Source organism: Rhizobium sp. Leaf306 (assembly GCF_001423425.1).
Taxonomy (GTDB): Bacteria; Pseudomonadota; Alphaproteobacteria; order Rhizobiales; family Rhizobiaceae; genus Neorhizobium; species Neorhizobium soli.
This window is the reverse complement of the sequence record NZ_LMNX01000001.1, coordinates 601018-613490: the sequence shown is the minus strand read 5'-3', so window position 1 is coordinate 613490 and position 12473 is coordinate 601018. Positions and strand designations below refer to the sequence as shown.

Sequence of the window (12473 nt, the reverse complement as noted above, 5' to 3'; positions counted from 1 at the left end):
GCGTTTTCTCCTGGGCTTGTTTTATTCCCGCGGCGCGGCCGCTCGGACCAGCCGGTCGTTGATGGCTTCTCCAAGCCCGGTATCGGGAATGGCTGTGACTGCAATGCGCGTCGCCCCCACCGCATCGGCTTTCTTCAGATAATCGAACAGATTGGCGGCTGCCTCGGCAAGATCGCCGGAGGGGCTGAGGTCGAACACTGCCTTCGCCTGCTCGATGCCCTCGATCGGATCCGATCCCAGCCGGATCAACGCCTCGCCCGGCGCCACATGGGTCGCATTCAACCGCACGGCTGCCGATGGCGCATAATGCGAGGCGAGCATGCCGGGCGCTTCGATGATCGCCGCCGGTCCTTCCGGACGAATGACCGCACGACCAATCAGCGCCTCGATCTCTTCAGCGGCAACGCCACCGGGACGCAGCAGCCGGACTGTTTCGCCCTCGACGCGGATGATGGTCGATTCGACGCCGACCGACGACGCGCCGCCATCGAGGATCAGTTTCAGCTTGCTCCCGAGATCACCAGCGACATGGCCGGCACTGGTCGGGCTGACCTTGCCGGACGTGTTGGCGCTCGGTGCTGCCAGCGGCTTGCCGAAGGAGCGGATGAGATCGGCGGCAAAGCCGAATGGCAGGCGGATGCCGACCGTATCGAGCCCTGCAGTTGCGAGCGGATGGATACCGCTTTTTGGAATGAGCGGCAGGATCAGCGTCAGCGGCCCCGGCCAGAAGGCTTCCGCCAGCCGACGCGAGATCGGATCGAACGATGCATACCGCTCCGCCATCGCGACATCGGCCATATGGCAGATCAGCGGGTTGAAGCGCGGCCGCCCCTTGGTTTCATAGATGCGGGTGATCGCCGAAGGGTTCGTGGCGTCGGCGGCAAGCCCGTACACGGTCTCCGTCGGAATGGCGACCGGAAAGCCTTGCGACAGCACGGCGCACGCTTGGTCAAGCGCGCCGTTCCTGTCCGTCCTGATGTCGATGATCTCTGCCGTCATGTCCCGCTGTGCATAGCGCGGACTGAGACCGCGTTAAAGCGATTTGATGATCGCTCGCACGGCCTGGTCGGGCGCACCCAGCATCAGCACGTTCTTCAGCGCTTCCTTCGGGTCGGTGGTCCGAAACAGAAGACCGTTCTTGCGGATGCTGCGGTCGATCTTCATCGACTGATCCGGGTCGCTTTCGGTCGCCACCGCGAAATACATGCGGGAATACTGGGTGTTGACCCGCTTGAAGAACTCGTCCTCATCGCCGATCTCGGCCAGGAAATTGGCGATGTAGAAAGACCATTTCACCTTCGCCTTCGGCGAAAACAGGGTGCTTGCGGCGGTGACATGGCAATAGCCGAGATGCGGGGTTTGCTCCAGCGTGCGGTGGAACACCATTTTCGGGAACTGGATCGAGTGATGGAAGCCGTTGATCCGCTGATGCGTGCGCTCGCCGGCGGACTCCAGCTTGAACCCGGTCCGCTCTGCCACTTCGTCATAGGTGAGATAACGGCGCTCCTTGGGCAGCCACAGCGGTTGTGTCCTGGAGATACGGCCTGTGCGCAGGAACTCGGAATGCCCGATCGCGCTCGTCGGCGCCTGCGCCGACACCGGCGGTGGCGGCCGGTTCGCGTCGTAATAGCGTAGCTTTCCGGTCGTCTGCATGCGGCTGGCCCCTTCGCGCAAGAAGAAGTCTAGCCGGAGCGGTTTAACAGCCGGTTTACGTCTCAACGCACCGCGAGAAGCACCCTGTCCGCCACTTGCCAGCGGAAAACCCGAGCCGTCATGTGAGCCATCGTCGTCAATGCGTTTTCCGATGTCGCAATGTCGCCTGTGCGACAGGCAGCGCGAGTGCTTAAATCGGCGAAACTCATGGAGTCGCCTCGGCTAGGGACGGCGTTAAATTGGGAAGCCGGCAGGCGTGACGAGAACCCTCGGCCGATCCGGTGCCAGTCTGGGGACGTGATTGACGACCGATCGCGGTGGACGTTCGGGGTAGGATTGGGGGCAGGAGGTCTGTCCGCATGACCCCCCAAGTCTTTCGCTAGTGGAATTGACGAGGAAGACACGATGGACATTCACAGCCAGGTTCTACGGCAGCTCAACAATCGCCGCGAAGGCTTCAGCCTCGAACAGCCCTTTTACATCGATCCGGACTATTACAAGCTCGATCTGGAAATGATCTGGTATCGCGACTGGCTTTTCGTCGGCCATGATTGCGAAATCCCGAAGGCCGGCAATTACGTGACGCTGCAGATCGGCGACTATCCGGTCCTCGTCCTGCGCACCCGCGAAGGCGAGATCCGCGCCTTCCACAACACCTGTCGCCACCGCGGTCACCGCGTCTGCACCAAGGATAGCGGTTCTGCGACCCGTCTTGTCTGTCCCTATCACCAGTGGACCTACCAGCACGACGGCACGCTGATGTCGGCGCGCCATATGGGCGATGATTTCGACAAGAAGCAGTTCGGCCTGAAGCCTGTTCACTGCGAATCCGTCGCTGGCTATATCTTCGTCTGCCTTGCCAACGAGGCGCCCGATTTCGCGCCCGTCCGCGCGACGATCCAGCCCTATATGGCGCCGCATCGGCTGGCCGAAACGAAGGTCGCTGCCAAGAACACGATCATCGAAAAGGGCAACTGGAAGCTCGTCTGGGAGAACAATCGCGAGTGCTACCACTGCGCCGCCAATCATCCGGAACTCTGCCGCACCTATCCGGAAGCGCCGACGGCGACCGGCGTGCAGGGCGCCGGCGACGATCCGTTCATTTCCGAGCACTGGCAGCGCTGCGAGGCGGCAAACCTGCCAAGCACGTTCAACATGTCGACGGACGGCCAGTACCGCGTCGCCCGCATGCCGCTGATCGAGGATGCCGAAAGCTACACGATGAACGGCCGGCCGGCAGTCGCCAAGGCGCTGTCGGAGGACGTGACGATCTCCCATATCGGCACCATGCTGATGTTCCACTATCCAACCACCTGGAACCACATGCTGGTCGATCACGCGATCTCCTTCCGCGTCATTCCGATCGGGCCGGAAGAAACGGCCGTCACCACCACATGGCTCGTCAACAAGGATGCGGTTGAAGGCGTCGACTATACGGTCGAGGAACTGACCCACGTCTGGAACATGACCAACGACCAGGACCGCCAGATCGTCGAGGAAAATGCCTTCGGCATCCGGTCGCCGGCCTATGAGCCGGGTCCCTATTCGGAAGCGCATGAAGGCGGCGTCATGCAGTTCGTGGAATGGTACGCGAACTTCATGACCAATCGCCTCCAGGGCGATCAGGCGAAGCTCCACGCCGTCGCCTGATCCGGCGAAACCGTGCACGACAAGACAGCCCGTCCGGCATGCCCGGGCGGGCTGATTTCGTTTTGCCATTCTTTCAGAAAATTCCCGTCCGCTTCAGAAGCCACCAGGCAATTGCCGCCGAAAGCACCATGAAACCCAGCGCGAAGGCCGTGCCGTGCAGTCCCTCGGCAAACGGCAGCGACGACGTGTTCATGCCGAAAAAGCCGGTGACCAGTGATGGCGGCAGCAGGAAGGCGGTCATGATCGAGAGTATGTAGAGGTGCCGGTTGGTCTCCGATGCCTGTTTGGAATCGATTTCCTCGTGCAGCAGCCGGGCCCGCTCCTGCAGCGCATAGACGTCGTGGTCGACGGCTTCGAGCCGGCCGATCAGCCGTGAGGCGATATCGTCGAACCCGGGCGGCATATCCTCATCGTCGGCTGCCGCCGCACGCCGCATCAGCGAAAGGGTCGTGCGCAGGTGCCGGTGGAGACGCACCACCATACGTCGCACGGGAGCAAGCCGCCGGCGTTCGTCGCGCGGCACGTTGTCATAGACGAAATCCTCGATCAGGTTCAGCTCTTCGGTAAATTCCATCACCATCGCAATCATCGTGCGCTGGAATTCGGCCACCAGCGTCTCGAACAGGTCGAGCGGCCTTTTGTAGCGACCGGCATTCTTCTCGATCGCGGCCCGCACCCGATCGACCGAACGCAGCGGCTGCAGCCGGGTGGTGATGATCACCATGTCGGAGGCGAAGAAATGCAGCCAGCCGATATCGCGCGTGTCGCTGTCGAACTCCCGCTGGAAATCGATCAGCGTGCCATAGACGGACTGCTCGTCCAGCGTGATCGACGCATGGGTGTCATGGGTGGTCAGCGCGACCGCTGCGGCCGCCGGAAGGCCTGGAAAATTCTCCAGAAAGGCGCCGACCCGCAGGTCTGCAAGGTTGAGATGCAGCCACAGGAAACCGGTGTCGATCGCAAGGTCCGACGGCGTCGCCTCCAGCGAAAGCCTTGAGCATGTGCCAGCCTCGCCGGGACGGAAATGATAGGCCCAGACAAGCCCTGGCGTGGCGGGAATAATCGGAGAGTTTATCGGAGGCATGGACTGAAGACCTGCAAGCATGACGCTCCTCATTAGGCGCTATCTGTGACACCTGTTGCAACGCAGATTTATCCGTATCCTCATCGAACAACCCGGAGGGACCGATTGACAACCACGTTTACGTTTACGTAAAAAGCCAGAGGGAGTTCGGTGATCGCACCTGCGTCATCGATCGGAAGAAACTTGGGATTTGGGAGAAGCGACATGTACAAGGCACCCGTGGAGGAGATTGCCTTCACCTTGAACCATGTAGCGGGTCTCGCCGACGCGCTGGAGATCGGCCGGTTCGGCGACCTCTCCCCCGATCTCGTCGATGCGATCCTGGCGGAAGCCGGTCGCTTTGCCAGCGACGAAATGGCGCCGCTGGGCGACATCGGCGATCGCCAGGGCGCGCGGCTTGAGAACGGCGTGGTGAAGACGCCAGATGGCTGGCCGCAACTTTATCGCCAGTGGCGCGAAGGCGGCTGGAACGGCCTGACGGCACCGGAAGCGTTCGGCGGTCAGGCGCTGCCGCATATGCTCAACGTCGCGACGCTGGAAATGTGGAATTCCGCCTCGATGGCCTTCGCGCTCGCGCCGACGCTCACGATGGGTGCGATCGAGGCGCTCGTTGCCCATGGCAGCGACACGTTGAAAGCCACCTATCTCGAAAAGATGGTCTCGGGCGAATGGACCGGCACGATGAACCTGACGGAGCCGCACGCGGGCTCCGATGTCGGCGCGCTGAAGAGCCGCGCCGAACGCCACGCCGATGGCAGCTACCGCGTGTTCGGGCAGAAGATCTATATCACCTGGGGCGAACACGACGCCGCCGACAATATCATCCACCTCGTCCTCGCACGTCTCCCCGATGCGCCGGCCGGCACGCGCGGCATTTCGCTGTTTCTGGTGCCGAAATTCCTGGTCGGTGAGGATGGATCGCTGGGTTCGCGCAACGACGTGTTCTGTCATTCGATCGAGCACAAGCTCGGTATCCACGGTTCGCCCACCTGCACGATGATCTATGGCGACGGCAAGTTCGGCGATGGCACCGGCGCGATCGGCTATCTCATCGGGGAAGAAAACCAGGGCCTCGCCTGCATGTTCACGATGATGAACAACGCACGTCTCGCCGTCGGCATGCAGGGTGTCGCGATCGCGGAAGCTGCGACCCAGAAGGCGGTCGCCTACGCGTCCGATCGAACCCAGGGCAGGGCGCCCGGGTCGACTGGTCCGCAGATGAGCCCGATCATTCAGCACCCCGATATCATCCGCACCCTTTTGACCATGAAGGCGCTGACGCAAGGGTCGCGCGCCATCTGCTTTGCCTGCGCCCACGCGATCGACATGTCGCATCACCTCGAAGGCGATCAGGCCACCCATTGGGTCGAGCGTGCCGCACTCCTGACGCCGATTGCCAAATCCTTCGCCACCGATTGCGGTGTCGATGTCGCCTCGCTCGGCATCCAGGTGCATGGCGGCATGGGCTATATCGAGGAAACCGGTGCCGCGCGCTATCTGCGCGATGCCCGCATCGCACCGATCTATGAGGGCACCAACGGCATCCAGGCGATTGATCTCGTGCTGCGCAAACTGCCGCTTTCCAAGGGCGCGCAGGTGCGGACCTTCATCGGTGAACTGCGCGACATCGCGCAGAGAGTCGAAAGCCTCAACGCCCCCGGCTTCGGCAGCACGGCGGAACGGCTGAACGCATCGATCGACGACCTGCAAGCCTCGACCGACTGGCTGCTGGAGGCGCAGGCCGCTGGCCGCGTGGCGCAAGCCCTTGCGGGTGCCACGCCCTACCAGCGTCTGTTCGGCCTTGTTCTGACCGGAGCCTATCTCGCCAAGGGCGCGCTTGTCGCATCGGAAGATGGATCGGGCGAGAAGCGCGTATCGCTCTGCCGGTTTGCGGCCGAAAACATGCTGTCGGAAACCGCAGCCTTGAAGGACCGCGTCATCGGCGGTGCCGAGAGCCTGGAAGCCGCACGCATCGTGCTTGCCTGAGGAGAATGCCGTGAGCCACGCCCCTCTATCAATCGACAACCACGTCCTGATCGAACGCCCTGCCGACTACGAGGGCGTGCTCACGATCCGCTTCAACCGGCCGGAAAAGAAGAACGCCATCACCTCGTCCATGTATCACCGCATGACGGCGGCGCTTGTGGATGCCAATACCGACGACACCATCCGCGCCGTCGTGTTTCTCGGCACCGAAGGCTGCTTTTCCGCCGGCAACGACATGGCGGATTTTCTCGCCCACGCAGTGTCGGGCACGGACGAACCGCCGGCCGCAGCCCTCTTCATCCGGGCGCTGGCCCTTGCCGAAAAGCCGATGGTATCAGGCGTCGATGGCCTGGCGATCGGCATCGGCACCACGCTCAACCTCCACTGCGACCTGACGATCGCCTCGTCCCGCAGCCTGTTCAAGACACCCTTCGTCGATCTGGCCCTCGTGCCGGAAGCAGCCTCCAGCCTTCTGGCGCCAAGGGTTATGGGCCACCAGCGCGCCTTTGCAATGCTGGTTGCCGGCGAGGGGTTCTCTGCCGATGCCGCCCACGAGGCCGGCCTTGTGTGGAAGGTGGTCGAGCCGCAGGCCGTCGAGGCGGAAACGCTGGCTCTCGCCGCTAAACTTTCGGCAAAACCACCGCAGGCCTTAAAAATCGCCCGCGATCTGGTGCGCGGCCCCCGCGACGACGTGCTCGCCCGGATGGACGAGGAACTGACGCATTTCTCTGCCCGGCTGAAAAGCGCCGAAGCTCGCGCCGCTTTCGAGGCCTTCATGCGGCGTTAACGCTGAGTTGCATCAAAGTTCCATCCACGCCGCGCTGCGCCTTCATTCGCAAGGCAAGCGTGGCTAGATACTCCTCAAACGAGGAGGACATCATGCGTACAGCCCTGACCGGCCTGCTTTCTCTTGCAACTCTTGGCCTCTCCTGCCTGCCCGCCGCTGCTGGGCCGGCATTTGCCGCGTCCGCCAATGCAGCGAACGCGCCGATCACCCTGATACAGAGCCAGCAAAGTCTTTCCGAGCAGACGGACCGGCGCGACCGACGCCGTCAGCGCTATGTCTGCGTGGTGCAGCCGCGCCAGAGCGACGACCGCGACCGTCCCTATGTCTGCCGGGCCGATGAAGGTCGGGTCGGCGGTACCTGCCGCTGCTCCGGCGTCACAGGCACCGGCAGGCTCGATCTCGACGACTAGAGCATGTCCTCCACCCGTCAGCCGTCGACCTTCTCTTCTGCGGGTTGCGGCACAGCCGCACCGAGAGGATTGACGTCACCGACGAACTTGACGAGATCGGCCATCGTAAAGTGGCCGGGCGTGTCGCTCGGCAGTTCCGGCTTCCAGTCGGAGCGCAGCCACAGGAACGACTCGTGGTCGCCATGCACCATGCCGAGGAATGTCTCGGCGATGATGGTGGATGCCATCGGCCCGAGCCGTCTTCCCTTGTTGAAGACCTCCGCTTCCTTGAGAACGTAATACCACAGAGGTGTTTCCTCGAGCATCTTGTGCTGCTTGGCCGCCTTGCCGTCCGGACCCGTGGCAATCTGCTCGGGCGTCAGTGGCTGAAGACCCATGGCGCGACAGATTGCTTGCCCGGAGGGAAGTCCGATCTGTACGCCGCGACGCAGGTTGCGGAAGGCAAGGTCAAATTCCCGCGATGCAACCGAGCCATCACCAGGTCCGCCGGGCAGGGTGTGCAGGGCGGGTGTGATGAACGGGTCCAATCGCCGGCTGTGGTTGATGGCGAAATTGGTCTCCTTCTCGCCTTCGGGCGTATCCAGATCGTAGAACCGCCGCCAGTCGACGACCCAGTTCGACGGGAGCGCGGCAAACCCGACGCCCGGGTCGTTGGCGAGCTCGCCGGTAATGTTCCCGGACTTTCCGGTGAACAGGAACAGGAGGTCGAGCGTCGCGTTCGCAAGACTATCGGCTGTAGGGTTGAACACCCGGTTGTGGCTATAGCTTTCCCGCACCATCGAATGGCCGAGCCGGTAGCACGCGGCGCCGAATTCGGCGGGCATATAGGGCCGCTGCTTGAACCGGTAGAACCGCCGACCCTCCTTCTTGATCTTATGGATCAAGCCGGGCTCGGTCAGACGTTCCACGAAATCGAACAGCACAATCCACTGGTAGTGCCAGGTGACGATCCGCCGAGCCTCTTTGAAGAGCGCGGTACCCTTAAGGTCAGGCCTTTCCGCTGCGACCTTGTCGAACACCTTGTTGTGAAACTTCAGCATCAGCAGATGCGTCTGTGCCACCAGCAGGTTCTCATCGTTGCGTTCGTCGAAGATGAGCGCGTGGCCCTCCTGGTTGCGCGGAAGGTCGTTGGGAAGATCCGGGATCGCAGCGCCTTGCTGATCCGATGACGCCGCTGCCCGTCCGATCAACAGTTTGCCGGAAGTTTGCAGCGTTTCGACGTCGCGTTGGTAAAGATAGGGATGGATACCCGGCCCATCGCCGTAGAGCGAATCGAGATCGAGCGCCGGTGTCCGGAAGTTGGTGGTCGCCTTCGGGTCGGCATGCTGCTGGTCGAGAGGCGTCGTGTCGAGCGTGATATCATGGTCGATGAACTGGCCAAGATAGGTGTAGCCGGCCGGAATGTTCGGGTTGTCCTTGCCCGGTTCCGGGTTGCCGTCGTCGAGCAGTTTATCCGCCATAGACTTGGCCAGGGCGGCAAGCGCATCGTCGCTTGCCGAAAACGGTAAGAGATTGGGAAACATGATCCCGAATTTCCCGGGATCACCGATGCCGTCGAAAGAATGCAGCGTTTCCGGCTTCATGCCGCGCACGCCATGCCCATGCATTGCGATCTGTGCCATGCTTTCCCCCCTTGGAGATCGCACTGGCGGCAAGTCATTTGCCGCCTTGGATGCGACACGGGAAAGCTACGCCTCTAAGGCTAGGTTGTAAACCAAGGTTGCACAACCGAATTGCGTTCTGTCAAGACTAGCGTCAAACTTTGCTGAGCAGCGCGACGGCTTCGACATGCGGCGACCAGAGAAACTGGTCAACCGGGGTGACCGAGACAATCCGGTATCCCGCATCGACCAGGATCCTCAGGTCGCGTGCGAGCGTCAGGGGATTGCAGCTGACCGCAGCAATCGTCTTGATGTTCGAGCGCGCCAGTTCCTTGACCTGCACTTCGGCACCCGCCCGCGGCGGGTCAAAGACGACCGCATCGAAGTGCTTCAGGTCCATCGGGATCAGCGGCCGGCGGAAGAGATCGCGCTTCTCGATGCTGACGGGCTTCAGCCCCTGGCTGTTGCGGGCCGCATGGTCCAGCGCCTTCAGTGCCTTGTCGTCGCTTTCCACCGCGTGCACGCGTGCCGTTCTCGCCAGTCGCAGCGCAAATGTGCCCGAGCCGGCAAACAGGTCCAGCACCCGCTTGGCCTTGCCCGTATGGCCATGCACCAGCGTCGCCATGGCTTCCTCTGCCTCTTTCGTCGCCTGCGTGAAGCTACCGGGCGGAGGAGAAACTTTGACGCCACCGAAATCGATCACCGGCTTTTGCGGCTCCAGCACGATTTCGCCATTGGCCGAAACACGGGCGATGCCCTTCAGCGCCAGAACCGTCTCGGTCACCTTGCGGCGCTGCTTGTCCGAAAGCGGCTTCAACCCCTCGGCCGCGATATCGAGACCGGAGAGGCTTTCGAGCACCGAAATGCGGAACGTCTCCGAGCCGGTTGCCAGCGCCATGCCGATCGCGCGGATCGCATCAAGCCGCGCCACGATGCCGGGCGCGGCGATCGGACATTCGACGATGGAGATGATATGGTTCGTTTCTGCCCGGTTGTAGCCCAGCAGAAGCTCCTTCTCCGTCTTGCGCGCGGAAAACACCGTGCGCCGCCGTTCGCCCGGATGACACTCGACCGTCTCCTTGACGTCGGGCGTCAGGCCCTTGGATTTCAGCGCGTCGATGACGAGCTGGCGCTTGAAGTCATTATACGGCGCCTTGGCGAGATGCTGCAGCGAACAGCCGCCACAGGCATCGCCATCGGGTCCGAAGTGGCGACAGACCGGTTCGATCCGGTCCGGCGAAAGGTTGCCCGTTGACATGACCGTGCCGTGGTCGCCATTGCGGGCGATCGCCAGCGTTTCGCCCGGAAGAGCATAGGGAACATAGACCGGCCCGTCCTCGCCATTGGCGACACCGTCGCCCTGTGCGCCGAGACGGTTGATGGTGACGTGAACCGTGCTCATTCCGGCTTCCGTCCTGCCAGAAGAAACTCTTCGTTGCCATCACCGCCGGCAATCGGCGAGGGGATCAGGCCAAGGCTTTCCCAGCCCATGTCTTCCACCAGCCAGCGTTCCAGTTCTGCTGCCACCGCCGGCGCCGTGTCCGGCTCCTTCAAAAGGCCGCGCTTTCCGATCGCATCGCGGCCGGCCTCGAACTGCGGCTTGACCAGCAGCGCGCAATAGCTGCCCGGCAGCGCCAGTTCCAGCGCCGGCGGCAGGGCAAGCTTGATGGAGATGAAGGACACGTCCGACACGACGAAATCGATCGGCCGGTCGTCGATATCGTCGGCCTCGAGATAGCGGGCGTTGACCCCCTCGATATTGCTGACGCGCGGATCATCGGCAATCCGCGGATGCATCTGCGCGTGGCCGACATCGAGCGCCGTCACATGCGCTGCGCCGCGGGCAAGCAGGATTTCGGTAAAGCCGCCGGTGGAGGCGCCGACGTCAAGGCACTCGCAGCCGGTCGGATCGAGCTTGAAATGATCGAGTGCGGCAACCAACTTCAGCGCCGCGCGCGACACATAGGCGCTCGCCGGATCGTCCATCTCGATTTGCGCGGTCGAGGACACGATCTGTCCGGATTTAGTAATGGTGCGACCGTCGACCTTGACGGTGCCGCGGGCAATCGCGTCGCGCGCGCGCGAGCGGCTGTCGACGAGGTTGAGGGTGACCAGAAGCTGGTCAAGTCTTTGCTGAATGGATGACATGCCTTCCCATGACGCGGGCGAGCCCCGCACGCAAGACAAAAACGCGTTTCGACCTGCCGGACAAGCCTCAGCCGGTCTTTTATAGTTCGCGTCTTCTGCCTATTGTTGGCGCGCCAACCGGGAGGGGAATGAATGAGACGCTGGACAATCGCTTTCGGGGCCACGCTGACGGCCGGCCTGCTTTTGGCTGCACCGCCGCTTTTCGCCAATGATACGACGGCGGAACTGACGACCGGCGGCCTCGTCTATGTCCAGACCTCCGATGTCACCATGGTCGAAGAGCATCTTCAGCTCTCGCGTCAGGAAGTCCGGGTCGACTACATCTTCAGGAACGACACCGACAAGGATGTCGAAAGCGTCATCGCCTTTCCGATGCCGGATATTACAGGCGGCGCTGAGAGCGACATAGCCTATGGCGACCCGGAAGCCGACAACTTCCTCGGCTTCACGGTCCTGCAGGACGGCCGCGAGATCAAGCCGCAGCTCCAGCAACGCATCATTGCCACCGGCATTGACCGCACCGAAGACCTCGTCGCCCACAAGGTACCGCTTCTCCCCTATAGCGACAGAACCACCGAGGCCCTCAAGACCCTGCCCGATGACGTGAAGGCCGACTTCCTTGCCAAGGGCCTGGTCCGGATCGATCGCTACGATGCCGGAAAAGGCTGGCAGGAGGACATCACGCCGGCATGGACGCTCCGCTCCGCCTATTGGTGGAAGACGACGTTCCCAGCGCAGAAGCCGGTCAAGGTCAGCCACCGCTACAAACCGAGCGTCGGCGGCACGGTGGCGATGAGCTTCATCGAAAACGGCAAGCCGGCCAACGAGCACGCGCGCTATGTCGAACGCTACTGCATCGACGACAGCTTCATGAAAACATCAGCAAAGCTAGAAACCGCAGCCACCAAAGGCGGCCCCAACTATACCGAACAATGGCTATCCTACGTGCTGACCACGGGCGCCAACTGGTCCGGCCCCATCGGCAAGTTCCGTCTGACAATCGACAAGGGCAACCCCAAGGATTACGTCAGCTTCTGCGGCAACAACATCAAGAAAACCGGCCCGACCACCTTCGAGATGACCGCCGAGGATTTCACGCCGGAGAAGGACCTGCATGTTCTGTTTCTGACGGCGGGGGAGTAACGAACAAACTC

General features: G+C 62.3%; 11 protein-coding genes. 5 read left to right on the top strand and 6 right to left on the bottom strand.

Annotation, left to right across the window (positions count from 1 at the left end; genetic code table 11):
* Positions 1–21 precede the first annotated feature (21 nt).
* Both ASG19_RS02935 and ASG19_RS02930 read right to left on the bottom strand, forming a co-directional pair.
* Entirely contained in the window at positions 22–999 is a 978-nt protein-coding gene (locus ASG19_RS02935; RefSeq protein WP_062453663.1) for an L-threonylcarbamoyladenylate synthase, read from the bottom strand.
* Between the two features lie 33 nt (positions 1000–1032).
* The gene (locus ASG19_RS02930; protein WP_062453662.1) at positions 1033–1653 is read right to left on the bottom strand and encodes a DUF6656 family protein; all 621 of its coding nucleotides are present in this window, start codon (positions 1651–1653) and stop codon (positions 1033–1035) included.
* A 405-nt stretch (positions 1654–2058) separates the two neighbouring features.
* Here ASG19_RS02930 and ASG19_RS02925 point away from each other — a divergent pair, with 405 nt between their 5' ends.
* Positions 2059–3303 carry an aromatic ring-hydroxylating dioxygenase subunit alpha gene (locus ASG19_RS02925; protein WP_062453661.1) on the top strand — a complete coding sequence of 415 codons (1245 nt, stop codon included), beginning with the start codon at positions 2059–2061 and terminating at the stop codon, positions 3301–3303.
* Positions 3304–3376: 73 nt separating this feature from the next.
* Here ASG19_RS02925 and ASG19_RS02920 read toward each other — a convergent pair whose 3' ends face one another.
* Positions 3377–4387: a transporter gene (locus ASG19_RS02920; RefSeq protein WP_062454830.1), complete on the bottom strand. Its 1011-nt coding sequence runs from the start codon at positions 4385–4387 to the stop codon at positions 3377–3379.
* 204 nt (positions 4388–4591) lie between these two features.
* On the opposite strand from ASG19_RS02920, the gene ASG19_RS02915 reads away from it, so the two are divergent.
* The 3 genes from ASG19_RS02915 (at position 4592) to ASG19_RS02905 (ending at position 7570) form a co-directional block, all read left to right on the top strand.
* Positions 4592–6373 (top strand): acyl-CoA dehydrogenase, encoded by a 1782-nt coding sequence (locus tag ASG19_RS02915; RefSeq protein ID WP_062453660.1) that lies wholly within the window; start codon positions 4592–4594, stop codon positions 6371–6373.
* Between the two features lie 31 nt (positions 6374–6404).
* On the top strand, positions 6405–7160 hold the full coding sequence (locus ASG19_RS02910; protein ID WP_062454828.1) for a crotonase/enoyl-CoA hydratase family protein: 756 nt from the start codon (positions 6405–6407) through the stop codon (positions 7158–7160).
* Positions 7161–7252: 92 nt separating this feature from the next.
* Positions 7253–7570: a hypothetical protein gene (locus tag ASG19_RS02905; RefSeq protein WP_062453659.1), complete on the top strand. Its 318-nt coding sequence runs from the start codon at positions 7253–7255 to the stop codon at positions 7568–7570.
* 17 nt (positions 7571–7587) lie between these two features.
* Here ASG19_RS02905 and ASG19_RS02900 read toward each other — a convergent pair whose 3' ends face one another.
* The 3 genes from ASG19_RS02900 to ASG19_RS02890 form a co-directional block, all read right to left on the bottom strand.
* Positions 7588–9192 (bottom strand): heme peroxidase family protein, encoded by a 1605-nt coding sequence (locus ASG19_RS02900; RefSeq protein ID WP_062453658.1) that lies wholly within the window; start codon positions 9190–9192, stop codon positions 7588–7590.
* A 133-nt stretch (positions 9193–9325) separates the two neighbouring features.
* Entirely contained in the window at positions 9326–10573 is a 1248-nt protein-coding gene (locus tag ASG19_RS02895; RefSeq protein WP_062453657.1) for a class I SAM-dependent RNA methyltransferase, read from the bottom strand.
* Complete coding sequence (locus ASG19_RS02890; protein ID WP_062453656.1) at positions 10570–11319, bottom strand: TlyA family RNA methyltransferase; 750 nt, start codon at positions 11317–11319, stop codon at positions 10570–10572. Before ASG19_RS02890 ends, ASG19_RS02895 begins: the two co-directional genes overlap by 4 nt.
* Positions 11320–11451: 132 nt before the next feature.
* On the opposite strand from ASG19_RS02890, the gene ASG19_RS02885 reads away from it, so the two are divergent.
* Positions 11452–12462, top strand: a complete 1011-nt coding sequence (locus ASG19_RS02885) for a DUF4424 domain-containing protein (RefSeq protein WP_062453655.1) — start codon at positions 11452–11454, stop codon at positions 12460–12462.
* The last annotated feature ends 11 nt before the right edge of the window (positions 12463–12473 follow it).

Bases quoted from the DNA above. Each gene is read 5' to 3' on its own strand.
- ASG19_RS02935 (WP_062453663.1), bottom strand. From the start codon at position 999: ATGACGGCAGAGATCATCGACATCAGGACGGACAGGAACGGCGCGCTT.
- ASG19_RS02925 (WP_062453661.1), top strand. From the start codon at position 2,059: ATGGACATTCACAGCCAGGTTCTACGGCAGCTCAACAATCGCCGCGAA.
- ASG19_RS02895 (WP_062453657.1), bottom strand. From the start codon at position 10,573: ATGAGCACGGTTCACGTCACCATCAACCGTCTCGGCGCACAGGGCGAC.
- ASG19_RS02890 (WP_062453656.1), bottom strand. From the start codon at position 11,319: ATGTCATCCATTCAGCAAAGACTTGACCAGCTTCTGGTCACCCTCAAC.
- ASG19_RS02900 (WP_062453658.1), bottom strand. From the start codon at position 9,192: ATGGCACAGATCGCAATGCATGGGCATGGCGTGCGCGGCATGAAGCCG.
- ASG19_RS02885 (WP_062453655.1), top strand. From the start codon at position 11,452: ATGAGACGCTGGACAATCGCTTTCGGGGCCACGCTGACGGCCGGCCTG.
- ASG19_RS02915 (WP_062453660.1), top strand. From the start codon at position 4,592: ATGTACAAGGCACCCGTGGAGGAGATTGCCTTCACCTTGAACCATGTA.
- ASG19_RS02905 (WP_062453659.1), top strand. From the start codon at position 7,253: ATGCGTACAGCCCTGACCGGCCTGCTTTCTCTTGCAACTCTTGGCCTC.
- ASG19_RS02930 (WP_062453662.1), bottom strand. From the start codon at position 1,653: ATGCAGACGACCGGAAAGCTACGCTATTACGACGCGAACCGGCCGCCA.
- ASG19_RS02920 (WP_062454830.1), bottom strand. From the start codon at position 4,387: ATGCCTCCGATAAACTCTCCGATTATTCCCGCCACGCCAGGGCTTGTC.